Raw genomic sequence first — 24,692 nt, forward strand, 5'->3', positions numbered from 1 at the left:
CAGACGATTGGGGACATGCATCGACGTTGTCGGGTTTGCGGCAATTTTGTATAAGCCGACGCCCCGCCGTCCTTGCGCGGCGGCCGAGATGCGGCGAAATGCTGTAAATCGCGACCCAAAGTCCACTTAGCCCGTAGGCCCCTGAGTTCTCTGCTTTTACTACGCGAACCCCCGGCAGAGATATTTGACACCCATGATTTTTCGTTTTTTGCAAATCTCGATCTGGCTTGTCCTGACCTGCATTGCGACCTATGCGGTTGCCCAGGACGCGTCCTACGCCTATGTCGAAGCTGCCGATTCGCCGGCTGCGGCTGAGTCGGAAGAAGTTGACGTGAACGCGATGTTTGTCGACGGCGATTTTGCGCCAGCATCGCTTTGCAACTTTGAGTATGAGCCGATTCCGCTTCCCGATATGCCGGCAATTGACCCCGAGGATGGAATGATCGAAGCGGAAGCGATCGGCGATCCTGACTATGGCTATTTGGGCTATGTCCCCGGCGGGCAATATGTGCATGTCGACTACTGGTTTGGTCCGGCGAAGTGGGATAGCTCGTTCGAGTTGGGGATCAACGGCCAGACCGGCAATACCGAGTCGCTGAGCGTGCGGTCTGGCGGCAAGATCAAACGCGAAGGCGAAATGACCACGATGCTGTTTGACATCATGTACGCGCGAACCAGCAATGACGGCAAGCGAACGCAAAACAATGCATTGTCGAACGCGAAGGTGGAGTGGCCGTTTAGCAATCAGCGCTGGCACGTGTATGCGAAGAATGGTTTGGAATATGACGAGTTTAAAGACTTCGATCTGCGACTGTGGGTCAGCGCCGGTATGGGTTACGAGGTGGTGAAAACCGCGGACACTGATCTGACGGTCGAGCTTGGTTCTGGTTTCTCGAAAGAGGTGGGAAGCCCGGATGACGAGTACAAGCCGGAAGGTGCGATGACTGTCTTTATTGACCATGCGTTCAACCAACGGCACTCGCTGGAAGGGAAGTACGAATACTATCCCGACTGGTCTGCGTTCGGCGAATACCGCAGTATTTCCGACTTTGGGTATAAGATTTTGCTCGACGACAATGCGAATCTCAGCCTGAAGTTTGGGGTGATCAATCGCTTTGATAGCACGCCGGGTATCAACAAGCAGAAAAACGACACCAACTATTCGATTCTGATCATCTGGAAGTTGTAAGCTGGCGCACGAAGCTGCTTCACCTTACCTTGCCGATACTCGGCGTCATGCGGATCGGCGAAGCTTTGCCGACTGCTAAGACTAATCTGGCGCCCAATTTTTGGGCTTTGGTAAGACTCCCTCGGTGGGCGGCATTCTGGCCGCAGCCGCAAAATGCGCGACGAGTGGGAGTAGTCCAGAGAGCGCTTGTTGGGTTGTCTAGCAAACCCGAACTGGCGAAACGTAGAACGCGCTTAAAGCAAGCTTAGAACGAGGGCGCAGACAAAAGAATATGTCGACGCGGGGATTGGATGACGGAAAACAGCCGGCGGTTTAGCGCTGCTGACGCATCGCTTTGCCGAGCGAGTTTTTGGTTACGTACGAGGCGAATTGCACCTCTAAATCGGTCAACTGCTGATCCATCCACAAATCGATCTGTTGGATGGTAGCAGGTGCGGCGACGATTTTGGTTTCGGCGACCAGCGAAGTGGTCGAATTGCGAACTTCAGGATAGATCTTGCTGAACGATTTCATGGCGCTGGCCTCCTGAATAGGTATTCGCGATGGGTGCTAGATCATTGTTCTTTGAGAGCACTGGTTTTGACAATGCAACCGGTGGGCCATGTTCGCGGGTATTTTCCGCAAGCGACCAGTAATGGACTGCAACTCTTGAATATATAAGCACTTCTGCATTTTCAAGAAAGCGGGACAACGAATCCTGTGGCGGATCCGCCGTGCCTAAAAGACAACAATGTGCCATTTTGGTCAACATCGAACGCTGCGTTTTGCGGCGAGTTCGGCGTCAGCGTGATCGTTCTACGGTCAATTTCTACCATTCGAGGGAGATAGGGGGTGAATCAGACGCCATCACACCCCGCAGAGGGGAAAGGGCGGGAACGGGGTGAGTTTGAAGATTTTTTTGCCGATCTGCTTGTTTCTTCCAATATCTTCTCAAGCGCTGCGAAGAGTTCTTTATGTCGGGCGTTTCTATTCCGGAGCAGGGATTGAGCGAAACCATTAACCACGCTTGCTTGCAGGATTGCTGCCGGCAGCTACGCAGTCACTGGAAGGGTATTTCGATGTTGAAGAAAATGATTCTTGTGGGCGCCGGCTCTGCGATGGCGCTAGGGCTATTGTTTGGTCGCGACGCGATGAGCTATGTGACCACCAGCTATGGTCGGTTGCACGACCAAGTGAAACAAAACGTGCCGATTGAGTTTGAACTTGATCGCGCTCACCGGATGATCACGGATCTGACTCCGGAAATTCGCAGCAATATGCATCTGATCGCCAAGGAAGAGGTCGATGTCGACAAACTAGAGCGTCAGGTCGCTCAACTGAACGAAGGTCTCGCCCAAGACAAGCGAGAAGTTCTGCGGCTGAAGGCCGATCTGGACGATGGGTCGCAAACCTATCAGTACGCCAGCCATCGGTATAGTCGCGATCAGGTGAAGACCGACCTGGCCGGTCGCTTTGAACGCTTTAAAACGCAAGATGCGACCCGTGAAAAGCTGGAAGGAATCTTGCGAGCGCGTCAAAAGGGACTGGACGCCGCCCGGGCCAAGCTGGACGGCATGTTGGTCGCCAAACGCCAACTAGAAGTTGATGTCGAGAATCTGGAAGCTCGGCTGAAGATGGTTGAAGTCGCCCAGACGACCAGCAGTTTCAAGTTTGACGACAGCCAACTGTCGCGCACCGAGAAATTGCTGGAAGATATCCAAACCCGAATCGAAGTCGCCGAGAAGCTTGTCTCGTCAGAGGGCTACTTTGCCGACGAAATTCAGTTGGATGAAGCCGAAGTGAAGGACGTTTCGGATGAAGTCGCCGCTTATTTCTCGCCTGGACAAGAGCAAGAGATTGCGGTCGAGCAACGTGTTCCGGCCATCGAACTGACCAGCAAAAAGTCAGCCGAACCGAGCCTGAACTAAGTTCGAGGCGAACGATTTTGCGGGCGACAGCAAGCAACGGCCGTCGCCGGCGAACAACAATGAAGATGGGATCGCGCCGCGAGGAGGGTGAAAGCCAGCTTCGCGGCGTCGCATCTGACCATGGGAAAATGGTTGGACGCAAGTCTGCTGCTGTCGAGGGGGATCGACGGCGAAAAGCAGATGTTTGGGGGCCTAATTAGAGAACTAGATTAGAATGAGACGCACTGGTCACAACTTGCCTCACCCGGACGCGCGAAGCACGCGGCCCGGGCAAGTTTGGTTGTCGACGAGCGACGTCTCTTACGCGTCAGCTGTCCTCGAGACGCAGGTCGGCGATCCGACTGCACGGGAATGGGTCATGAATCGATCATCGGCAGAGCCATCGGCCGAAACGCCGTCACGGCGACAATTGTGGGTCGACGGAGTCGGGGGCTTTATGCTGCTGACTTCGCCTGACGTCCTGATTGGCCAGGCGACGCCGCAAAGCGGTGTGGACGTACCGATCTTGGCTGACGTCAGCCGGCGGCATGCCTGGATCCGGCGGCGAGGTTCCGAGTATGTGATCGAGCCGTTGGCCGAAGTGCGACGTCGCGGAAAACTGATCGAGCAGCCAACCGTCTTATCAGATGGAGACTTGGTGCAACTGGGGCGCAGCGTGGTGCTGAGTTTCCAAAAACGCCATCCGCTGAGCGCCAGCGCCGTGCTGCGGCTCGAAAGCTCGCAGCGGACCGAACCTTCGACCGATGCGATCTTGCTGATGGCCGAAACCTGCATCCTGGGCCCCCGCAGCTGCAACCATGTGGTTTGCGGCGGTTGGAAACAGGATGTGGTATTGTACAAGCAAGGAGAGGGGCTTCACGTCCGCTCTCCGAGCACCTTTCAAGTGAACGGCCGCGCGGTGAAAAACAAATCGCCGCTGAGCGCCGACTGCTCGGTACAGGGAGAAGATTTTTCGTTTTATTTGGAACGATTGACCGCCAGCGCTTAACCGAGAGCGCTGCGAGATGTTGGGGAATATCTCTGACGGTCAGATAGCGGGGGGGAAACATTCGATGCGTGATCAAGCCGCGACGTTAGAGTCGGAAGAGGAAGAGCAGCCCGAGACGCCGCCCAACTCTGCTTCGGCCAAGCATCGCCCGCGAGGGGGAACGATGAAATTTACGTATGCCAGCGGATCGAAGCCGTTAGACGGGTTCACCATCAAACGAGGCGTCGGCGCCGGCGGCTTTGGAGAAGTCTTCTTTGCGCTCTCGGACTCTGGCAAAGAAGTTGCGCTGAAACATATCCAGCGCAATCTTGATATCGAGATGCGCGGCGTCAAGCATTGCTTGAATCTGAAGCACCCGCACTTGGTCGCGCTGTTCGATATCCGCTACGACAGCGCCGGCGAAGGCTGGGTCGTGATGGAATACGTCCGCGGCGAAAACCTGAAAGAGATCCTTGATCGTCGTCCCAGCGGGCTACCGCCGGAAGAAGCGATTCGCTGGTTTCGTCCGATCGCGTCGGCGGTCGGTTATCTGCACGATCACGGCATCGTCCATCGCGACTTGAAGCCGGGTAATATTTTCAACGACGCCGGCACGATCAAGATTGGCGACTATGGACTCTCGAAGTTCATCTCGGTCAGCCGCCGCAGCGGACAGACCGAAAGCGTCGGCACCTTCCACTATATGGCGCCGGAGATCGGCAAAGGGGTCTACGGCAAAGAGATCGACATCTACGCGCTCGGCATCATGCTGCATGAGATCTTAACGGGCCGCGTTCCCTTTGAAGGGGAGAGCAGTCAAGAGATCATTATGAAGCATCTGACCGCCGAGCCTGATTTGCGCGGCGTGCCAGAGCCGTTCCGCAGCACAATCGCCAAGGCGCTGCACAAAGACCCAACCAAGCGAACCGGCTCGGTCGAAGAGATGCTGGCCAATCTTGGTCTGTCAAAAAACGAATCGGTGGTCGACTCGCTGCATGCTGACATCCCGCTCCAACCACAACGACGACCTCAAGACGCTGATCTGTTGGTCACGCCGGTTGGAATGGATGAACAGGAAGAGCCGGTGGCTCGTGCGATCTCGCGCGGGATCAGCTCGCTCTCCAACTGGTGGAACAACGACAACATCAGCCTACTGCCGAAAGTACTGCTGCTAGTCGGCTGCTCGATCGCGCTGGTCACCAACCTGGGCTGGTTGGTGCCGCTTGGATTTCTGGCCGCCGCTGTTTATATGGTCTATCTGCTGGGAAGAACCATTTTCCAGCATATGAGCGACGCACCGACCAAGACGCCGGTCTCGGACTACTCCCCCTATCATCCGGTCGTGATGACGCGCAAAGAACGTGTGCGTGAAAAGCGACACCAAAAAAACAGCCGCCGCGATCGCGAGCGTCAGGCGCTCGCGGCGATTCCGCTTGACCTGCGCATGAAAAGCTTGATTGGTTCGTTTTTGGTCAGCGCAATTTCGGCGGCGGTGATCTCACTGCTGGCCTTGGTGCTGGGCGGGATCTCGATCGAAGGCCCGCCCTCGACTTGGGCGCCGCTGTTTGGTTGGCTAACCATCATGACCATTTGCGGCTCGTGGAGCGTGCTGCTGCTGGGCAAACTGTGGGAACCAAGTAGTGGTGATCCGTTGTTAAGACGCTTCGCACTGGTCGGCGTGGGGCTGTTGCTGGGGATGATTGGTTTTACGGCGTGCAACGCACTGCTGCTAGAAATGCCAATTGAACGCGCCGGCACGGTAGCGATCAGCGGCTGGCACGAGAACTTGAGTTTACGCGGTTGGCTGCAATCGCTGAAAGAGTCTCCCTCGGCCAGCACGTTTGCGATTGTGTTCGCGTCGCAGTTTGGACTGCTCCGTTGGTGGAAGCAGGCCGATCCGCTACGCAAGACGCGACTTAGCCTGTGGACGGTAGGCTTTGCCGTGTTGACCGCCGCCGTGGTCAATTACTTTTGCCCGTTCATTCAGCCGTGGGGAATGATCTTGGCGGGCGCGATCTCGCTGGTCGTGCAGATCTCGGCGCCCTGGTATAGCCCACAACAACGCGACGAATTACGTCACGCACAACAGATCCACGCCGAGACGTCGGCTTCGGCGTAAAGCGAACCCAACCAAGAATCTCCAACTATGGTAGCAGAACCAAACTGGGCGATGAGCATCTTCTTACTACTAGCAGTCGGCGGAGCGCTATCCGTCGGCGCGATTATTGCCGTGGTGCTGATCGCCGCAGTATCGCGACGTCGGCAGTAGCATAAGGCATGCAATGAACTAAACATTCATGGAAGCAATCATGGGAATTGGCTGGCAAGAGCTACTAATCATCGGCTTTATTCTGACCGGCCTAGCGATGGGCGCCGTCGTTATGTTCGCCATAGTGTTTCTAGCGGTCAAAGCGGGACAAAAAAAAGAGAAGTAAAATTGCGCTCGACTCCAAGATTTGTCGCGAGGTGACGAAGACTTGCTAGAGACGCAATATTCTTGGATGGGATGGGATCATGTCGCCGGCACTTTTATTATTTTTAGGCGTTGTGTCGATTGGCTTTGTGCTGATGCTGCTAGCGGCGATCTTTGGCCGCTGGAAAGCACTGGCGGCGATGATGTTTTGCGGTGTCTTTGGGCTGATCGCGCTGGCGCTGCTCAGCTTTGTTGCGGTTCGGGTCGAACATCGTCCCTGGGCCGAAGAGTCCCACTTAGGTCGAACGGGGTTTTCAGTCGCCAGCCACTCTGAGCTCGCCATCGAAGCGTCTCGTAAAACGTTGCCGGCTCCACCGATCGAACTGCCCGGCTCGCCAGCAACGCAGACCACAAAACCGACAACCGTCCTAAAAGTGGTTGGCGACGCCCTGTTTAACTCGCTGATCAAGCCGAGCATCCCGGCAATTCCGACTACAGACCCAGCCGGGATGATCCCGCCGGGGCGGCCTGCCTGGGTCGACCAAGAGCCGGAGTCGCGCGATGGGGTAGATTATGTATCGCTCTCGACGGGCCCCTACACCAGCTCGACCGAGTGCTACAAAGCGCTCCAATCTTTGACACGCGAAGCGGTCCAGGAGCAGACAGCGCTGGTTTTGGGGGGCGCCGAGCATGCACGTCGAGTTCCGCTGGACGACGATTTTATCGCGGACAACATCCATTTGCAGACTTACAAAGAGTCGCTGGAGACGTCGGTCGGCCCCATGCAGCAGTGGCACGCATTCCTGCAATTTAATCAGCAGTTTCGACGCGAAGTCGAAACTCGCTGGAAACAGGCCCAACAAGGGACGCGATTGATCTATGCCGGCGCCTTGTTCGCTGGCGTTCTGACCGTGCTGAGCGTTCTGTATGGCAGCTTGGCTTATAATTCGGCGACCGCCGGACGATATCGGGCAAGGTTGCAGACCGTCGCCGGCGCGGCGATACTAGGAGTAGTCGGTGGGGCGATCCTGCTGACCCAATGGTTCCCGCCGATTTAGTCCGCAGCCAGGGCGTCGTCCGTGACGACCGCAGCGGCCAAGCGGCTGCTCCTCTTACCGCCCAAAACTGCCGCCTATGTCTGAGGTCTCTGAAACCGACGTACTGTTAATTGATCGGATTCGCACCGGGGATGCGGATGCGTGGGGCGATTTAATCGGACGTTACGAAGGCCGCTTGCTCGCCTTCGCCGAAAGTCGCCTGCGTCGTCGCGCTCCGAGCGAGGATGTAGTCCAAGAAACGTTCATCGGCTTTCTGAACAGTCTTCCGAATTACGATGGAAAACGTTCGCTCGAAAGCTATCTCTTCGCGATCTGCGCCTACAAACTGACCGATCATTTGCGCCGTGAAGGTCGGCGACCGACGTTGCCGATTCACACCGGCAGTGATGGATCAAGCGACAACTGGGAACTTCCAGGCACACAACGCGCTGCGTCGAGCATCGTCCGCAGCGGTGAACGCCGTGATCTGGAAGAAGCGGCCCTGATTGAAGCGATCCGTGGGCAGATCGAACATTGGCGCAGTCGCGGAGACTGGGTCAAGATTCAATGCCTCGAACTATTGTTGGTCCGCGGGTTCGCCAACAAAGAAGTGGCCGATCTGCTGGAGTTGACCGAACAAAACGTCGCCAATTACAAATTTGACTTTCTGGCGAAGCTGCGTGCGGCCGTACGTAAACAAGGTCTGAACGAGGAGATTTTTCCTGAACTTTACGCACCCAGCTAAGATTCGCCGGTTTACCACGAACCATTACTGATCTACTTGGGTTTGCTGGGCAAACGCAATCCCAAGTCACTTCGAGCGTCTCATCATCGCAAACTAATCTAATTTTGGGGGGACACCATGAACACTGCGAACGTCGATAACCGCTATACATTGCGCGAATTTGTCGAACAAACCCGCCAACGAGACCGTGGGCAAGGCTTGTTTGAAATGGAAACCGCGCGAATGCTGGAGGTCAACCTCAATGGAACTGTCTGGACCAAGATGGGTTCGATGGTGTCGTATCTGGGCAACATCAAATTTGAGCGCGAAGGAGTCTTTGAAAAAGGACTCGGAGGCTTTCTCAAAAAAGCAGTTACCGGCGAGGGAGCAAAATTGACGAAGGCTTCTGGCCAAGGTCGGCTGTATCTGGCCGACTACGGCAAGAAAGTGCAAATCTTGAAGCTGGAAAACGAAGCCATCGTCGTCAACGGCAACGATATCCTGGCCTTCGAAACAACCATCGACTGGGACATCAAAATGATGAAACGCGTCTCGTCGATGCTCGCAGGCGGTTTGTTTCAGGTTCACCTGCGCGGGACCGGTATGGTTGCGATCACAACGCACTACGAGCCGCTGACGCTGGTCGTGACGCCTGACAATCCGGTGATTACGGACCCCAACGCAACCGTCGCTTGGAGCGGCACGCTAGAACCCAACTTGCGAACGGACGTTTCGCTGAAGACCTTTTTTGGTCGCGGCAGCGGAGAATCGTTCCAGATGGAGTTCCGCGGCAACGGCTTTGTCGTCATTCAACCGTACGAAGAGTTCTACCACGCCGAAGCGTAGTCCGAAATCGTTTGATTGTAGGAGTAAGAGTCGTCTATGACGCGACCGATTAGCAGAACCGATTTAGAAGCCTATCTCGACGAGGCGCTCCCCGTCGAGCGGATGGCCGAAATTGAAGAAACGCTACGCAAGCAGCCTGAGTTATCAGAGCAGCTTGCGCAAATCAATGGCCGACGCGATGCCGGGGTCCATACCATCGGCGAAATCTGGCGGCGACATCGGCTGACTTGTCCCAGTCGTGAAACGCTCGGCAGTTATTTGCTGCAAGTGCTGGATGATGATGAAGCGGCCTATCTTCAGTTTCATCTAGAAACCGTCGGCTGTCGCGTCTGTCAGGCCAATCTGCACGATCTCGCGTCGCAACAAGACGCCGAAGGCGAAGAGGTCAACCCACGTCGCCAAAAGTACTTTCAATCGTCAGTCGGCCGGCTGAAGGGAGAGTAGGTCAAGGTTTGGATACGGCCAACTCTCACAACTGAAAATCAGCGGTCGTTGTTCCCGCAGCAGGCACTTCAAACTCGATGCTGCCATCGATCGCTTTCTCCGGCAACTGAATTTTCGCCTTGGGCGCCGCGACCGGATCATCCTCGGCGCGCTCTTCGGCGCGTAAGCGGATCACGACTTTATGTTTGCCGATCAATGCTCCGTCGCGCGGGTCGGCGTCGATTGTCTTCAGCGTAAACCTACCAGCGGCATCGGTCACGCCCATTGAAGCCTTCCCCTTGGCCTGGCTACCGTCGGACTGCGGCATAAAGCTAACGACCAGATTTGCTTGCGGCTTGCCTTGCAAGGTGACCGTACCGGCCACAGGCGCCGTATCCGCGCCGCTTGAGCCGCAGCCGACCAGCAGGGACGAACTGATCGTCAGAGCCAGCATCGCAACCCGATAATTACAATAGACAAACATGAGTGAAGACCACCTTTTGAAGTTGCAAAATGGCGTATGAAATCAAACCAGCAAGCGAATTTGCTACAACTGCGTCGCTTCGCTACCAGCCATCGTCGCCAGTCCTGCAAAGATGGTTAAGTCAATTGTTTCTGGTAGGAATGAAACCGAACCATCGGCGCGCGAAAAATTGAATCCGCCGGGATGATTGGACGCCCAAGCGCGGCGACAAACTCCAATGTTGCTCGCGACGGCGGCGCACGCATCGTAGCGATTTCCGATAATATATGGCTCGTTGATCACCATGCCGATGTTGTAGCCCCAATACGAGTTGCCCCAGAAGGCGCCGCGTGCAGGCTGATCGAGCGGTTGATGATATTCGCCAACCATTAGCGTGTTGGAAGTGCCGTCTACAATCGAAGCCATCTTTTCAAAACCAAGTGTTTGGCTATGGCCGGTACCAACGGTGTGAAAGATTCCTTTCCATTGATTATTGAGGCCGCTGATCTCAGCCAGGTGATCCCAGTTTTTCGCACCATTATTGCTATAGCCCCCCATCGCTTTGTACGAAATCGCGTGCAAATCGTAGCTATAGCCAGAAGCTGGCCGGATGACAGCTCGCCCCAGTGGATCACTTGGACAAGTAAACTCATCCACCTTGGTCTGCGCCACGGTTGCATTGGCCGATGTATTGCAATGGGTCGTGTGATCATAGGTATTGAATAGATTCTGCTGTTCAATAAACGGCAAAATCCCAATACACCAGTTGCCATAGAAAGTATCGTTAACCTGGACGTGCCCTGATGGAAAGACGAGAAAAGTGTCGTGATAGTTGTGGATGGCCAAGCCCATTTGCTTCAGATTGTTAGTGCATTGCATTCGCCGAGCCGCTTCTCGCGCTTGTTGTACAGCAGGGAGCAGCAGGGCGATTAACACGCCGATGATGGCGATCACCACCAAGAGTTCGACCAGCGTAAATCCAGACCGATGGCGCAGCGAGTTCAGAGGAAATCGCATGGAGTAGGTTCCTTGTGGAAATACGAAAGAGCAGGGATGAGTAATACAGTGATAAGACCGCGTGTCGAGGTAGAGGGCAGTCGAGAAGCCTGCGCTGTTAGCGATAAACCGTTTCTGTCGCTTACCGGCCAAGCCGGTTGCCTCCAAAAACGGAAGCATGTCGCGCCCTTGCGACTACCAACAGAAAAGCTACTCTGTTTTTCAGAAAATATCATCGCAAATTGGGTTCACCAATTGCGACAATTAGTTCGCCATAAATGCCGTTATAAAACAGCACAATGGAGAATCTCCCATCAGTGGGGAGACCCATCTAATTCTGCCGGTGTATGATTCCGCCCGATCTGCCAACATTTTTTGGGAATAAAATCAATGGCAATTACGACCAATCGCCATGATCACACGCTAGACTGGCGCCGGCAGATCACGCTTGCAAAAGACCCAATGCCCGATCGCAAAGGTCAGCAGACCACCTAGCAACAAGCCGCTGACCAAGGTCAGTCCGCCGATCACCAGGTCGCCTTTGTTGTTTTCTAGATAGAAGGTCCAGACTTCGGTCGGGTAGCGTACGCCGTAAGAGGTCAGCACCTCGGGCTCGTAAAGCGTAAAGATGGTGAAGTACTTCATCCAGTACGCCGTTTTAACCGCCATCGAAACGACACGGACGATCATCTGCACAATCAAAAAACCGGTCACAATGCCGATAGTGCGCCAGCGATAGCGATCCCAAGAGCTCATCCAAGTGGTCAGCCCTGCGAAGAAGATGCCCAGGCACCCCAAGTTGATTGCGGCAGGAATAAAGAGTTGCGTGTCTACAAAGTCAGCCAACGGAACGCGGACCGGCGCTTCTTTCGATTTGGTGAAGGGAACTTCGACCCGCATGTTCAAAACCGGCAGTCGAATACTGACCGGCGGCTTCTCTTGCTTGACCATCGTGGTCTGCACGCCAACATGGGTTCCTAACCAAGCGCCGATCGCAATGACCACGCAGCCGACGACCGTCACGATGCTCTTGGAGAAGAGAAATTGAAAGCGGCTGATTGGTTGGGACAACATCATCTCTAGCGTGCCGCGTCCCAGCGGACCGCTGACCGAATCGCTGCCGCGGGCAATCGCCCAAGTCATCATTAGCAGCACGACCAGCGGCTCGTTAAAGGTAACGCCGACGCGGCCAGGATAGGTGAAGAGCTGCGAAACGTCGACCGAGGAATAGCGTTCAACCTCGGGGCGCAAGATCTCTAAGATGCTTTGAAAACGGCTCATCTCGACCTTGCCGACGATCCATGCGCGGATCATGCAAAAGCTGAAGACGGTCACAAACGAACCGAACATCAACAATTGCGCTTCGCGAAACGAGCGAACCAATAGCGTCGCATTCATGCTAGAACCGCCTCAGGCTGCTCAAAGTGATATCGATTGTAAATAGCGCGCAAGCCAAGTTGCGAAATCTGAATCTGCATGGCCGGCAAGTTTGCTAGCCAGGCCAGCGCCGGCTGTAAGTCGCCATCGGTTTCGATCTGAAACGTCTCCGCCGTCTGACGGACGTCGACGATCAGATTGGTTAGGTTGTGTGGAACCTGCGGCAGCGGTTGCGTGAGCACGCCGCGGATCACGTGCCGTCGTCGCATCGCGTGCAAGTCTTGATCATGAACAATTCGTCCGTTCCGCATGATCACCGCACGCTGACAGATATCTTCGATCTCGGAGAGCACATGCGAACAGATGACGACCGTCTTCCCTTTTTGATGCGCATCGCCGATCATCTGAACCACTTCATGGCGAACATTCGGGTCGAGACTGGTCGTTGGCTCATCAAAGATCAACAGCGGCGCGTCAATCGACAGCGCGATCGCGAGCCCCAGCTTTTGTCGCATGCCGGTCGACATAAACGCGACGCGCCGTTTCAAATCAAGATCCAACCGCTGGGCGGTCTCTTCGGAGCGGGTTCGACTGCCTTGCGGATGAATGTCGGCAAAAAAACGCAGGATGTCGCGACCCCGCATTTCGCCAAATAGCCGTACGTCTCCCGGTAGATACGAGAGCCGACGGTGGACCTCAAGACCGCGTCGCTGGCAGTCCATTCCGTCGATCGTCGCAGTACCAGAAGTGGGGCGTAAAAATCCCAATAACAGGCGAAACATCGTGGTTTTGCCAGCGCCGTTGGGGCCCAGCACTCCACAGCACTGCCCTGGGGGGACGTGCAAAGTCACCCCGTCCAGCGCCAGGAAATCGCCGTATCGTTTGGTAAGTCGGTTGGTTTCGAGCATAAGGTTCTTACTTTCAAGGACCGTATTCAGTTTTTGAAAATAACCGATTCCCTAGGTTGGCGTGCAAGTGGCGCCGGAAGAAACTAGAATATTAAGGAAGTCAGGCTCACTTGGCTCGGCTGACTGTTATCGACTTATCGCACCACCTACCCCATAGTTGAGACTCACCATGCTGCGTATCTGGATAATTGGACTGCTGGCCTCCCTCGTCTTTGGTTCGATTTCGCACGCCCAAGACGCTGCGACCCAAGAAGCGGTAAAAACTTCTCCAGCGGTGACGCCTGAAGCGCGTCCTGACAAATGGTGGACCGATCGCCATGCCCAAAAACTGGCTGCCGCCAAAGCCCAAGATAAAATCGACCTGCTCATGATTGGCGACTCGATCACCCATGGCTGGGAAAACGCTGGCAAAGAAGTCTTCGCTGAATTCTACGCCGACCGCAATCCCCACAATATCGGCTTTAGCGGCGATCGCACCGAACATGTCCTCTGGCGCTTTGAACACGGCGCCCTCGACAACATGTCGCCGAAACTGGCCGTGCTGATGATCGGCACCAACAACGTCGGCCATCGCAAAGACCCCTCGGCCGACACCGCCGCCGGCATCAAGCTGATTGTCGAAGAACTGCGCGAAAAATTGCCGGAAACCAAGGTTTTGATTCTGGGCATCTTCCCCCGCAGCGCCACCAAAGATGATCAGATGCGCAAGCTGAACGACGGCACGAACGAGATCATCAAAGATCTGGCCGACAACAAGAATGTCTTCTTCCTGAACATCAACAACACCTTCTTGACCGAAGATGGCGTGCTGTCGAAGGAAGTCATGCCCGACTTGTTGCACCCCAAAGAAAAAGGTTATCGCATGTGGGCCGAAGCTGTCGAACCGACGATCGCCAAGTTGATGGGCGACCAGCCGAAAAAGTAAGGACATGCCAATGCCGCTGCATTGCCGTAAATATGTACTCCACGCGACCATCCTACTAGGGATGGTCGCGGCCGCTACGGCCGGGGCCCAAGAGATTGCACCACCGGTCGAGCAAAGCGTCAAACCCGGCGTCAACTCTACCTTTCTAGATGAGTCGCTAGATGTTGATGCGTGGATTGAGCGGTTTGAAGTCGAAAGTCGCGAAGTCTTTCATGCGCGCGAAGAAGTATTAAAAGCAGCCGGCGTAAAGCCGGGCCTGCTCATTGCTGATGTCGGCGCTGGATCCGGTTTTTACACGCGATTGTTTTCTCGCGCGGTTGGTCCAACCGGCTGGGTCTATGCAGTCGATATTTCTCCCAAGTTTTTGCAGCATATTAGCGATAGCACCGGTCAGTTAGGTCTATCCAACATCACCTGCGTGCTGGGTGGAGAGCGTTCGATTCAGTTGCCTCCGAACTCGGTCGACCTTGTTTTTATCTGCGACACCTACCATCACTTTGAGTATCCGCAGTCCACGTTGGCGTCGATCCGCAGCGCGCTGCGTGAAGATGGTTCGCTGGTCGTAATCGACTTCAATCGCATTCCCGGAACGTCGCGCGCGTGGACGATCGAGCATGTTCGCGCTGGCAAAGAGACATTTCGCCAAGAGATTGAACAAGCAGGCTTCGTGCTGGAGGAAGAACCAAAGATCGAAAAGTTCTCGGAAAATTACTTCCTGCGGTTTCGCAAAAAGGGGGCTGAATGAGCGATCGTCGCGCATTTGGCCTCTGGACGTTGACATTTTTGGTGATCGCCAACATGGTTGGCGCCGGCGTCTTTACAACCTCGGGCTATACGCTGGGAAGCGTCGGTTCGCCGGGCTGGGTAGTTATTGCGTGGATCGTGGGAGGTTTCATCGCGCTGATGGGGGCGCTAAGTTACGGCCAACTGAGTCGCGTCATGCCGGAGTCTGGCGGAGAGTATTTGTTTCTCTCGAAGGCGCTGCATCCGGCGGCTGGCTTTGTTGGCGGCTGGATCTCTTTGCTGGCCGGCTTTACCGGTGCGATCGCCTATGCGGCGATTACGCTGGAGAAGTACGTGATTCACAACATCGATTACCCGCTGGTCAGCGGATCGGTCGCGATTGTGACCGTCGGCGCGTGCGGACTGTTGCATGGACTGGGGGCACGTCTGGGAGCTGGACTGCAGAACGTGGTGGTGCTGCTCAAGCTGGCCCTGCTTGGGCTGTTTCTCTGCTTGGCGATGACTTCTAGTATCGATTGGCAAGGAGCGCCGCTCCCCGTCGCCGATCAACCCGAAGGCTGGAGCTTCGCCTTTTCATTTGGCAATTCGCTGGTCTGGATCGCGTTTTGCTATTTGGGATTCAATGCATCCGTCTATGTCGCCGGAGAAGCGAAGCAGGAAAGTGACGTGCCCAAGTCGCTGCTGCTTGGCACGGCGATCGTGATCGCGCTATACGTCATGTTGAACTGCGTCTTTGTTTTCGCACCGCCGCCGACTGCGATATCTAATCAGGCGGAGGTTGCCGCGATCGCCGCCGAGGCGATCGGCGGCAAACCGCTCTCGCAGTTGGTCAGCGCCACCATCGTGATCGCGCTATTCACTTCGGTGATGAGCATGATCATGGCCGCGCCGCGGGTGTACGCCAAAATGGCCGAGGATGGTTTTTTGCATCATTCGTTTCGCGCCCAAGAGTCGGCCCCGCAAACCGCGATCGCGCTGCAAAGCGTCTTGGCGATCAGCATGATTTTGTATTATTCGCGACTCAAAGATTTGCTCGACTATTTAGGGCTCACGCTCTCGTTGTGCGCCGCTTTAACCGTGGGCTGTGCACTGCTGCCATCGGTTCGGCAAGGGCCGCTGCTTCGTCTTGCTAGCTTGCCGCCGGTATTATATTTACTGGGAACGCTTGTTTCGGCCGTATTGTTTGCGATCGGAAAACCCTGGGCGCTGTTGCCGGTGGCGATCACTTTTGGCCTAGGTATCGCGGTCTTTTGGGTGATTCGGACGCGGACTCCAGCTGGTATCCAACAGCCAGCGGAGCCGTAACCGCCACTTGCGGGGGGACTGCCTGCGGCCAACAACCTTGCTTCGGCTTTGACTCAGCGGTTATTCTGAGTGAGATCAATCCTAGCTGCGAATCCATTTGCGGAGGGCTCCCATGGGCGGCCGCCTGATACTTGTGCTGTTGCTTGCGTTATTGTCGACCTTCGTCACCGCGTCCAGCGTGCTGGCCGCCGCGAGCGAAGATCCGTCTCATGACCGGATTGAGCAACTGATCCAACAGTTGGGACATCGCAATTTTGCGATTCGTGAGCGTGCCCAAAGCGAATTGTCGACCATCGGTGTCGCAGCGTTTGATCAAGTCTACGAAGCGATGAACCATCGCGATCTCGAAATCGCTCGTCGCTCGCAATACTTGGCGCGCAGTTTGAACGTCAATTGGGCCCGCGAAGATTACAGCCCCGAAGTCCGCGCGATCCTAACGCGATACAGCAAACAAGACGAAGATCAACGGAGCAGCCTGATCGGCCAACTAGGCGAGCTGACGTCAATGGACGCGGTCTCGGCCCTGTCGCGCATTAGTCGACTAGAAATCTCGGAGCGGCTCTCGAAAGAAGCGGCGCTGGTCATCTCGCTCAACCAACAACTTGGACTCTCACCCGAATCGATCGAGCAGGTCCAAAAGACGATCTCCACCGAAATCGGAACCAGCCAGCGGACCGGGCCAACTTGGCTGCGACTGTACGAAGTAAGCCTTGAAGATCCGGCGCCTGCTGTCGATCAGCGCCAAGCGTTGATCGAGCAAGAGCTGCAAACGTTTGCCGGTCGTCCCGAACGAACAACGCGGCACATCGTGCAAGATCTGCTGCGCTGGCAAGTCGAACAGCAACGCAAACTGGGACGCGATAACGATTCGCTGGCGACGATGCGTCAAGTGATCCGCATCAGCCAAGGCTCCCCCTCAGAACTAATTGACGTCACCACTTGGCTGCTAAATCAACGCGGACCTCAAATCGTTGAAGAGCTGGCCACTCACTATGCCGATCCTCAGCAGGGGAAAGCAGGCGAAGTCAACGGCCGTTTCGCCGCCGAAGCGATGCTGCTGTATCTGTTGGCCGAAGCGAAACTAGTGCAAGCCAAGATCGAAGAAGCGACCGTGGTCGCCGATCAGGCGCATGACATGAATAACACGGCGCTCGACAACGTCTTTCTCACGGCCCACTCACTGCATGAACGAGGCTTGATCCGCTGGGCCGAGCGTGAGTATCGCCGCGTGATCGAAAAAGCAGGCCCGTTCAGCCCGCAGTACAGCGCCTGGCCGACGCGCCAACTGGGCGAAATGCTGTCGGATCAAAAGCGGTTTGATGACGCCGCCGCCGCCTACAAGCCGCTGATCGATATCTACGAAACCGAAAACAAACGAGGGAAAACTTCAGAAGAAGCCGAAGGCGATCGAGCCCGTTACCATTACTTTTTGGCCCGCGCCGCCGAACAGCGAGGAGACGTCGCCGCCGCTCAAGCCGAACTGAAAAAAGCGAACGAGCGTGACCCGTTTGAGGTCGACGTGCTGATCATGATGCATCGAATTTCTGACGACTCGAAATGGCTCGAATACGCGCGGCCCAAAATCGAAGACGCTCGGGCTGAATTCAAAAAGACGGTCGAAGATTTCCAAAAGCACTGGGACTTCTTCAAACGCAATGGCCGCGGCATTGAATTCCTGGGCAGCGATCTGCGCACCTACACGCGAGAACTAAATCAATACGCCTGGTTAGTTGGCAACACCTACGGCGATCTGGACCATGCGATCGAAGCGAGTCTGCTGTCGCTAGAATTGTCCCCCGGCGAAGGCGCCTACCTAGACACGCTCGCGCACTGCTACTTCGCGAACAAAGAGTACGCGAAAGCGGTCGAATGCCAGACCGAGGCCGTGGAGCAAATGCCTCACTACCTGGAGATTCGCGAAAAATATGCTCGCTTTGCCGACGCCTACGAAAAGCATGTCGGCCCACTCGTTCGCTGGCAACCGCCGGTCGATCCTGATTCGTTCTTTCCCGCTGCCGAGAAAAGTGCAGAGAAAGCGGACAAGTGAGCACCTCTGGTGACGCGGCGGATGCGATCGATGCGACGCCGCTCGACGAATACTTGATCGAAGAGCCACGCGAGAAATCGCTGCTCACGTTTCATTGCGTCATGCTAGCGATGGCCTCGGCAGTGCTGATCGCGTCGCTGGTTTTCAATTTTCAATCCGGCGAAGCGGTTTACGTCCCCTGGATCAGCGCAGCGCTTCCCCCTAGCTGCGGCATGAAACTCTATTGGGGAATCGATTGCCCTGGCTGCGGACTGACGCGCAGTTTCATCTTACTCTCGCACGGCGACTTGGCAGGCTCACTCGCCTTCAATCCGTCTGGAGTTCTCCTGTATGGCGTCGTCCTGTTTCAGATTCCCTACCGCATCGCCCAGCTCTGGCGAATCCGGCAAGGCTTGCCGTCCTGGAATCTAGGCATCCCCGCCGCAGTCACCTTCTCGGCGATCTTCGCCGTGATGCTAGTGCAGTGGGGCGTAAAGTTTTTGTAAGAAATAGCCTCGCCCAAAAATAGCAGCGTTGTAGAAATGTGGGTAATACCAAGGTCCAGACGCACCCTACCGGGCTAATAACATATGATGTGGAGAATGAAGATGATCGAGACCAGAGTTTTGGTGATATTCCTCATTACAATTTTGATGATGGCCAGCCAAAACGCTGAACCTGACAAGTGCCTAGCTGGTGATCTGCCTCCTGGAGTCGATATCGTTGCAGAGCAATTCACATTTGAGCTGCTGAGAAACACAGATATTGTCACAGGACCAGGCGTCATCGAGGATGTTGTTAAATCGCTAGGCGAGGACGTCCGGGATGGAGGAATAGATGTTCATAAGTTCGTTAAGGAATACTCTTTTAAGCGATCTCCTGACGGACAGGTGTTCAAATTCTCTGAATTATTCCGCCAACTGGCAATTGTTCCCGCCCTCGTAGATGACCCATTTGTGAAGCATCCAGTCGTATTGCGTACTCGCTCAATTCAATTTCCTCAAGAGGATTGGCCGGAGAAAAAACCCGACCTATCGGCATGCTTTGATGTCTCGGATAAGATTTCCGTGAAGGAGACGATCGTGGTCTATCTAGAGAGAGGAAAATTAAGAACTTGTACCGAGTCCTACACATGGATGGACGAGCAACGAATCATTGTTTGGGCGTTGTCCACGTCACAAGAATAGCTGTCGAAGAAAGTCTGTTGACAACTTAATTGCGAATGTGAACGTTGGCGGAAAACAAACGGCCGGAAACCGCTTGGCGGATCGAAGCGAATCGCTTTCTCTGCACCGATTCAAACCGCATCCCCTCGGCTCGCGCCTTTTGAGGTTGCGCTATTTCGAACCGATAGGACACTAGCCCGCCAGCGCCAGCGAGGGAATCCGGTGACTACTTCAGGCCGAGTTGGCATCGCCCAGCGTGTTCCCTCGCTGGCGCTGCGGGCTAGTGTGAACGTTTTCGACTTCGTTCCTACCGCGTTTTTCCGTTCTTCCTCAGTGGCTTTGCCGCGTTCCATTCTTTTTGGGGCGAATAGCGCAACTTCAAAACTTCAAAACTAGCGCCTCGGACTGGTGTTGCGACGATTCACTTTGGATCAGTCGGCGATTAGACGCCCAGATACTCTTCCAACGTCTCACGAATCATCACTACGTCCGGCTCACTGCCGGTCCAGATGCGATAATTGATCGCGTGCGAGTGCGCTGCGATGGTGAGCCCGTCGTGGAGCGTCGCTGTTACCTCTTTGACGCCCTGGCCGAGCTGATCGCGGGGCGTAATCGCCAGGTCGACGATCGTCATCTCGGTAGTGATGGTCTGCGGATCGAACAATAGCGGGTCGTTGTCGTCACCGGTTTGAATCACGATATCGACATCGACCAGCGGCAGCGGCTTGGCGGCCAGTTCGTACGCGGTCTCGATTGCGTATTCGTCATGCAGACGCAACGCCAGCGACTGGCCCGGCTCGTCAGCCGCCGCGAAGATCGTGATTTTTTGCGGCGACAACGCCGCCAACTGGGCGGCGATCGCACGCCCGCGGCCATCAGCGCCGGCGATGACGATACGCTTATCGTGGATCTCTGTCAGCACCGCAGCCACGGCGGCCGCTTCGGTGTTTTCACCATACAGCTTGCCCTCGCGAATCGCGATGCAATTGGCCAACCCGCCGATCTCGACAACCGGCCCCTTTTCGTCGACCAACGTCGCTGCTTCTTGCAAGAAGGGGGCGGCGATTGCGGCGCCCAAAAAGCCTAGAGCTTTGGCGCCCCGCAACGCTTCACCAAAGTTGCCCGGCTCTACTTCTAGCGTCAGGCAGCGCCAATCGCAGCCGGCGGCCTCGAAGCATTTTTCCATGACGTACTGCGTTGGATTTCCGGCGGCGGGAAAGCCAAGCGAACAGACTATCTCTTGCAGGGTTTCGTGCGTCATGTGGTGGGCGCCAGGAAAATCGATACGGCCGATACATTCTGAAGCTTTCGGGGCCGTGATGCAACGACCCCGACCGCTGCGGCGCTTCCCTTGGCGATAGGCGGCAAGCATGCTAAAGGGTATGACTCCCCTTCGATTACTCCGTTTGCTCTTCCTGGCGGCCACTTTGGCGGTCGATGCCGCACTGCTGACTGCGGCCGAAAAATGGGGTGCTCGCAGTCTGCCCGGCATTTTGCTGCTTGGGGGATTGCTGGCTCAGTGCGGTGCGGGGGCGATTTATCTGGGGCTTTCACCGCGACGGCAACTCGCGTTTCGCTTGGTCGTCTGTTTGGGGGCGGCAGTCGCAGTTGCTCTGCTGATGGCCCGGCTAACTCCCCTTTCCTGGCAAGTCTGGCTGGCTTCTCTCTCGACGCTGGTCAGCATGATCGCGTTCCCCCTATTGGCGAGCCGCTTCCTCACGATGCCCAAGCGTCAATTTTCGCTGTCCGAAATATTAGGACTGACCACGCTCATCGCGGTATTCTGCGCAGCGCTACGGACGCTGCCGCTGCAGCTCGAATACACCGGGATGCTGCTGGCGTGCCTGACATCGCTGGCGATTCTCACTTGGCTTGCGGCTTGGTTGATCGCGACCGAGAGAAATGGCCCGCTTTCGCAAGCCGTGCTGATCATCACCGCGCTTGGACTTGGGCAAGTGATGGGAGCGTTTGACAGCTCCCCGGCGGCTGGCTTTTTCGCTTCGACCATTTTGACCGCAATGGCGGTCTATTATCTGACTTGGATGCTGATTGAGAAACACGGCTCACAGCCCAAAGAAGCAGAACCAGTGCTGCTGCCGCTAGCAAATAATTCACCACCGGCTAATTCGCTGTCGACTACTCGCTGATCTGCAGCAACCGCAACAATGCCGCCAACGGCGTGCTGGCGCCCCAGGTTGTACATGCGACCGAATGCGTCTGATTGTTGGCTGATGGAGCGAGCCCATTCACCGGGGCTCCTAGCATCGCGGCAATCGCCAACAGCCCGCAACCTTCGATCAGCAGCATGCTGGCGAAGCCGCGCAAGCCGTTGGCTGATCTACGTGTTTGTCCCGATCGCTGCATAGCGTCACTTTCTCCGTAAAGTTTGCGGTTGTTCCGGTGCTCCTTGCTGCCGTGGGCTTTCTACGGAGGGCTGACGGGTTTGGTTCTTAGGCGGTTTCGTAAAGCACGACCAAAATCACGTCGGAAGGCGGAAAACGAAGCGGTCCTGATGCGGTTCCGATCGTTTCTCCCAGCGGCGACGTTTGCGGAGCAATATTGCCAAAAATTTGCAGGACGCGCACGCCGCTCTCTTTCAGCCAGGCATTCACTTCTGCTTCGGTTTGCGAAACTTCACTCTCGACCGACATAAAAATTTTGATCTGTTGCATCGCGTCTCTCCAGTCTGATTATTCGTTGTCCCAGCCAAGCATCGCTCAATGGCGATGGATTCTTTCGGGTTCGCTATGCGTTACACTAAAGCGCGTCGCCGCTCATCGCAATGCTCCTTTATGACTCCTATCGGCCCGATGTCACTCGAACCTCAGCGCCCCGCACGAGAATCGTTTCTCTCGCAACTTGTCATCGCAGCGTCTGCGCTGCTGGTGATGTGCTGCGTCTTGGCGGCGATCGGCGGGGGTATCTGGATCGCGACCGCCCCCCCGCCGCTTCCGGCAGATCCCAGCGACGAAAACGAGGTGGTCGCCCAGTTTCGTGAGATCGGCCTCGAAGTTGGCCGCAACGGCGCAGACCAAATCCAAGTCGTGGCAACTCGCTATCCGCTGCTGCTGACGGACCAAGAACTAGCGATCATCGACGGACTGCCGAATTTAGAAGTCCTCGACCTGCGCGGCGCGCCAATCACCGACCAAGCGCTGGTCCATCTCGAGGATCTGCCTCAACTGCGCGAGCTTTATCTGGGCGGCAGCGTAATCACCGACGTCGAACAAACGCTATTTCGCACCACCATTACTGACGCCGCGACGCCGCATTTGGCCAAAATAAAGACGCTGAAAGTGCTTAGTCTGGCCCGTACCGGAATCACCGACGCCGGGATCGCTCCTTTGGCCGAACTGCCGCAATTGGAGGATCTCTTTTTGGTCGATGTCCAAGTAACCGATAACGCCATCGCAGAGCTGGCGAAACTCAAGACGCTCAAGCATCTCTACCTCCACGAAACCCCAATCACCGCCGCAGGCGTCAAACGGTTACAGAAGTTGCTGCCAGAGACGGAGGTACAGCACACGCATTGAGTTGAGAAAATGCCGAATATCGAAACTCGAATGTCGAATTTGTAAGGTAGACCTCGTCGTTCAAGTCTATGCCATCGCAACCAGACCGATCACCTCGTTTTGGATTGTCCACTCATTCGACATACTGAATTCGTGCTTCTTTCGACATTCGTCATGTTCCAAAATCATCTCCAAGCAAACAATTTCACCCGATTCCCATCCGGGTCTCTCAGCGCCAATTCTCGGAACCCTTCGGGGCTGTCTTGCGCGACTAGCGGGATGCTTTTGCTGTTGAGGTACTCGCGCCAGACGTCGAAATCATCGACTTCGATCGCGAGACTGATGATTGCCTGACCGGCGGTCGCATCTTCACGCGAGAGCAGGGCAATGCGACATCCAGTGCTGACCAGCAGCGCATAGCCTTCGTCGGTCTGGCGAATGCCGACTTGCAATTGCAACACGTCACGATACCAGTCAAGCATCGCTGCAAACCGCGCGGTGCGGATTTCGACGGCAAATAGTTCTGCTTTCATGTTTCGCTTGGCTGTGGATCGAGGGCCGATAAAATCTCGCTCATCGCAGGATGATCGGCCGAATGACGCGGTACGTGCGCCAATCGCAACACGCCGCTGGTGTCGACGACAAACGTTCCTTGCAACTGCAATAGGTCCCCGGTCGGCTGGCCCACGCCGCTGCGGACGACCGCGCCGAGACCTGACAGCCAAACTTTAGGGCCGGCGATCTGCAGCATGTCGCCGCGCGGAACGCGATACGCTTGATAGGCCGAGCAATGCGGATCTACTAGCACGTCAAACGGCAATTGCAGGCCAGCCTTGAATTGCTGTGCGCGTTCCAGCGGACCCATGGTGATAAAGACGACATCGCCACCATGTTGCAGAATCTCGGGATAGCCCAGCTTCAACTGCTTCGCGCGATCCCGACAAAACGGGCAGCCCAAATGCCGAGCAAATTGAATCAGCAGCGGACGCGAGCTCCAGCGCTCGGCCAGTGCGACACGCTCGCCTTCGCAATTTTGGACGATCACTTTGGGCGCAGGATCACCGATCGTCAAACCATTTCGACTTGCCGTCGTTCTCATCGTTGGATTCTTTATTTCTTTTTGGACGCAGACTTCGCGGGTTGCTGTGGGCTGGCGGCCGCTTGTTGCTCGAAAAGCTGATACTCACGCTTCATCGATTCTCCTAACTGAGCCCGATTGACGCCGTACCAAGTGGTGTCCGGCGAAGCGGCGTCCAGTCGAACGCGCTCGTCGTACAGTTTCGTCATTTGAGACAGCAATTCTTTTTTGGCGGTTGGATCGGCGGTCGCGGCGAGTTCGGCTTGTAGTTGGATCGCTTTGGCGTTGAGGAACAGCCCACGCGGAACTTGTTTCTCTTTGACCCGCTGCTCTAGGTAGTTGGTAAACAGCTGCAATGATTCACGCTGTAGCTGTGCATGCCATCGCATGTACTCCACCAAACCTGCTGGCAACGCAGGCGAACCCGGCAAAACGCGGACCTCCTGCGAATACAGCTCGGCGGTCAGGACCAGCGGAATCGCCCAGATCAGCCCCAGAATCATGACATGACGCAGCATCGATTCTCTCTCCCTAGCATTTGCAGGTAACTCCCTCTAACGGCATTGTATCGGCTGTAAGTCGCCCGTCATGGAAAGAAGAGCCGGCAACGGAACAATAAAATACGGGTCTCGGCACGAACCGAACTAAAGGAGATCCGCCGCCGAGTGCGAATAGTAAGCAAACAG

General features: G+C 55.7%; 29 protein-coding genes. 18 read left to right on the plus strand and 11 right to left on the minus strand.

Annotated features, from left to right (window positions below; genetic code table 11):
* Positions 1–193: 193 nt before the first annotated feature.
* Positions 194–1,189 (plus strand): DUF481 domain-containing protein, encoded by a 996-nt coding sequence (locus SH421x_RS26110; protein WP_488852962.1) that lies wholly within the window; start codon positions 194–196, stop codon positions 1,187–1,189.
* Between the two features lie 312 nt (positions 1,190–1,501).
* On the opposite strand, the gene SH421x_RS26115 is transcribed toward SH421x_RS26110, so the two are convergent.
* Positions 1,502–1,702, minus strand: coding sequence for a hypothetical protein (locus SH421x_RS26115; protein ID WP_488852963.1), 201 nt, complete (start codon positions 1,700–1,702; stop codon positions 1,502–1,504).
* Positions 1,703–2,247: 545 nt separating this feature from the next.
* Here SH421x_RS26115 and SH421x_RS26120 point away from each other — a divergent pair.
* From SH421x_RS26120 to SH421x_RS26160, 9 genes are all read left to right on the plus strand, one after another.
* Entirely contained in the window at positions 2,248–3,096 is an 849-nt protein-coding gene (locus SH421x_RS26120; RefSeq protein ID WP_488852964.1) for a hypothetical protein, read from the plus strand.
* Between the two features lie 358 nt (positions 3,097–3,454).
* Positions 3,455–4,084, plus strand: a complete 630-nt coding sequence (locus SH421x_RS26125) for an FHA domain-containing protein (RefSeq protein ID WP_488852965.1) — start codon at positions 3,455–3,457, stop codon at positions 4,082–4,084.
* Between the two features lie 64 nt (positions 4,085–4,148).
* Positions 4,149–6,182 carry a serine/threonine-protein kinase gene (locus SH421x_RS26130; protein WP_488852966.1) on the plus strand — a complete coding sequence of 678 codons (2,034 nt, stop codon included), beginning with the start codon at positions 4,149–4,151 and terminating at the stop codon, positions 6,180–6,182.
* A gap of 27 nt (positions 6,183–6,209) precedes the next feature.
* Positions 6,210–6,332 carry a hypothetical protein gene (locus tag SH421x_RS26135; RefSeq protein WP_488852967.1) on the plus strand — a complete coding sequence of 41 codons (123 nt, stop codon included), beginning with the start codon at positions 6,210–6,212 and terminating at the stop codon, positions 6,330–6,332.
* Positions 6,333–6,372: 40 nt separating this feature from the next.
* On the plus strand, positions 6,373–6,498 hold the full coding sequence (locus SH421x_RS26140; protein WP_488852968.1) for a hypothetical protein: 126 nt from the start codon (positions 6,373–6,375) through the stop codon (positions 6,496–6,498).
* Between the two features lie 79 nt (positions 6,499–6,577).
* Positions 6,578–7,534, plus strand: a complete 957-nt coding sequence (locus SH421x_RS26145; protein WP_488852969.1) for a hypothetical protein — start codon at positions 6,578–6,580, stop codon at positions 7,532–7,534.
* A gap of 76 nt (positions 7,535–7,610) precedes the next feature.
* Entirely contained in the window at positions 7,611–8,258 is a 648-nt protein-coding gene (locus SH421x_RS26150; RefSeq protein WP_488852970.1) for an RNA polymerase sigma factor, read from the plus strand.
* A gap of 117 nt (positions 8,259–8,375) precedes the next feature.
* A complete protein-coding gene (locus SH421x_RS26155) occupies positions 8,376–9,083 on the plus strand; it encodes an AIM24 family protein (protein ID WP_488852971.1) in 708 nt (235 codons plus the stop codon).
* A 36-nt stretch (positions 9,084–9,119) separates the two neighbouring features.
* Positions 9,120–9,527: a hypothetical protein gene (locus SH421x_RS26160; RefSeq protein ID WP_488852972.1), complete on the plus strand. Its 408-nt coding sequence runs from the start codon at positions 9,120–9,122 to the stop codon at positions 9,525–9,527.
* Positions 9,528–9,552: 25 nt separating this feature from the next.
* Here the strand turns inward: SH421x_RS26160 and SH421x_RS26165 are convergent, their stop codons facing one another.
* The 4 genes from SH421x_RS26165 to SH421x_RS26180 form a co-directional block, all read right to left on the minus strand.
* Positions 9,553–9,990 carry a hypothetical protein gene (locus SH421x_RS26165; RefSeq protein ID WP_488852973.1) on the minus strand — a complete coding sequence of 146 codons (438 nt, stop codon included), beginning with the start codon at positions 9,988–9,990 and terminating at the stop codon, positions 9,553–9,555.
* A 63-nt stretch (positions 9,991–10,053) separates the two neighbouring features.
* Positions 10,054–10,986 carry a DUF1559 domain-containing protein gene (locus tag SH421x_RS26170; RefSeq protein WP_488852974.1) on the minus strand — a complete coding sequence of 311 codons (933 nt, stop codon included), beginning with the start codon at positions 10,984–10,986 and terminating at the stop codon, positions 10,054–10,056.
* A gap of 402 nt (positions 10,987–11,388) precedes the next feature.
* On the minus strand, positions 11,389–12,363 hold the full coding sequence (locus SH421x_RS26175) for an ABC transporter permease subunit (protein ID WP_488852975.1): 975 nt from the start codon (positions 12,361–12,363) through the stop codon (positions 11,389–11,391).
* Positions 12,360–13,250, minus strand: coding sequence for an ABC transporter ATP-binding protein (locus tag SH421x_RS26180; RefSeq protein WP_488852976.1), 891 nt, complete (start codon positions 13,248–13,250; stop codon positions 12,360–12,362). Before SH421x_RS26180 ends, SH421x_RS26175 begins: the two co-directional genes overlap by 4 nt.
* Positions 13,251–13,419: 169 nt before the next feature.
* On the opposite strand from SH421x_RS26180, the gene SH421x_RS26185 reads away from it, so the two are divergent.
* From SH421x_RS26185 to SH421x_RS26210, 6 genes are all read left to right on the plus strand, one after another.
* The gene (locus SH421x_RS26185; RefSeq protein WP_488852977.1) at positions 13,420–14,175 is read left to right on the plus strand and encodes a platelet-activating factor acetylhydrolase IB subunit; all 756 of its coding nucleotides are present in this window, start codon (positions 13,420–13,422) and stop codon (positions 14,173–14,175) included.
* 4 nt (positions 14,176–14,179) lie between these two features.
* Complete coding sequence (locus tag SH421x_RS26190) at positions 14,180–14,920, plus strand: class I SAM-dependent methyltransferase (RefSeq protein WP_488852978.1); 741 nt, start codon at positions 14,180–14,182, stop codon at positions 14,918–14,920.
* The gene (locus tag SH421x_RS26195) at positions 14,917–16,224 is read left to right on the plus strand and encodes an APC family permease (RefSeq protein ID WP_488852979.1); all 1,308 of its coding nucleotides are present in this window, start codon (positions 14,917–14,919) and stop codon (positions 16,222–16,224) included. Before SH421x_RS26190 ends, SH421x_RS26195 begins: the two co-directional genes overlap by 4 nt.
* A gap of 112 nt (positions 16,225–16,336) precedes the next feature.
* Positions 16,337–18,271, plus strand: coding sequence for a tetratricopeptide repeat protein (locus tag SH421x_RS26200; protein WP_488852980.1), 1,935 nt, complete (start codon positions 16,337–16,339; stop codon positions 18,269–18,271).
* Positions 18,268–18,756 (plus strand): DUF2752 domain-containing protein, encoded by a 489-nt coding sequence (locus SH421x_RS26205; protein WP_488852981.1) that lies wholly within the window; start codon positions 18,268–18,270, stop codon positions 18,754–18,756. Before SH421x_RS26200 ends, SH421x_RS26205 begins: the two co-directional genes overlap by 4 nt.
* Positions 18,757–18,858: 102 nt before the next feature.
* Complete coding sequence (locus SH421x_RS26210; protein ID WP_488852982.1) at positions 18,859–19,437, plus strand: hypothetical protein; 579 nt, start codon at positions 18,859–18,861, stop codon at positions 19,435–19,437.
* A 421-nt stretch (positions 19,438–19,858) separates the two neighbouring features.
* Here SH421x_RS26210 and SH421x_RS26215 read toward each other — a convergent pair whose 3' ends face one another.
* Positions 19,859–20,677, minus strand: a complete 819-nt coding sequence (locus SH421x_RS26215) for a shikimate dehydrogenase family protein (RefSeq protein WP_488852983.1) — start codon at positions 20,675–20,677, stop codon at positions 19,859–19,861.
* A gap of 109 nt (positions 20,678–20,786) precedes the next feature.
* On the opposite strand from SH421x_RS26215, the gene SH421x_RS26220 reads away from it, so the two are divergent.
* Entirely contained in the window at positions 20,787–21,563 is a 777-nt protein-coding gene (locus tag SH421x_RS26220; protein WP_488852984.1) for a hypothetical protein, read from the plus strand.
* Here SH421x_RS26220 and SH421x_RS26225 read toward each other — a convergent pair.
* Positions 21,553–21,780, minus strand: a complete 228-nt coding sequence (locus tag SH421x_RS26225) for a hypothetical protein (protein ID WP_488852985.1) — start codon at positions 21,778–21,780, stop codon at positions 21,553–21,555. The genes SH421x_RS26220 and SH421x_RS26225 overlap by 11 nt on opposite strands.
* 86 nt (positions 21,781–21,866) lie before the next feature.
* Positions 21,867–22,088 (minus strand): hypothetical protein, encoded by a 222-nt coding sequence (locus SH421x_RS26230; RefSeq protein ID WP_488852986.1) that lies wholly within the window; start codon positions 22,086–22,088, stop codon positions 21,867–21,869.
* Positions 22,089–22,208: 120 nt separating this feature from the next.
* Here SH421x_RS26230 and SH421x_RS26235 point away from each other — a divergent pair, with 120 nt between their 5' ends.
* Positions 22,209–22,949: a leucine-rich repeat domain-containing protein gene (locus tag SH421x_RS26235; protein ID WP_488852987.1), complete on the plus strand. Its 741-nt coding sequence runs from the start codon at positions 22,209–22,211 to the stop codon at positions 22,947–22,949.
* 164 nt (positions 22,950–23,113) lie between these two features.
* Here the strand turns inward: SH421x_RS26235 and SH421x_RS26240 are convergent, their stop codons facing one another.
* From SH421x_RS26240 to SH421x_RS26250, 3 genes are read right to left on the minus strand one after another with little or no spacing between them, the layout of a single operon-like run.
* The gene (locus tag SH421x_RS26240; RefSeq protein WP_488852988.1) at positions 23,114–23,461 is read right to left on the minus strand and encodes a VOC family protein; all 348 of its coding nucleotides are present in this window, start codon (positions 23,459–23,461) and stop codon (positions 23,114–23,116) included.
* Positions 23,458–24,027: a SelL-related redox protein gene (locus SH421x_RS26245; protein WP_488852989.1), complete on the minus strand. Its 570-nt coding sequence runs from the start codon at positions 24,025–24,027 to the stop codon at positions 23,458–23,460. Before SH421x_RS26245 ends, SH421x_RS26240 begins: the two co-directional genes overlap by 4 nt.
* Before the next feature lie 11 nt (positions 24,028–24,038).
* Positions 24,039–24,524, minus strand: coding sequence for a hypothetical protein (locus SH421x_RS26250; protein ID WP_488852990.1), 486 nt, complete (start codon positions 24,522–24,524; stop codon positions 24,039–24,041).
* Between the last annotated feature and the right edge of the window lie 168 nt (positions 24,525–24,692).

This window comes from Blastopirellula sp. SH421 (assembly GCF_057808535.1).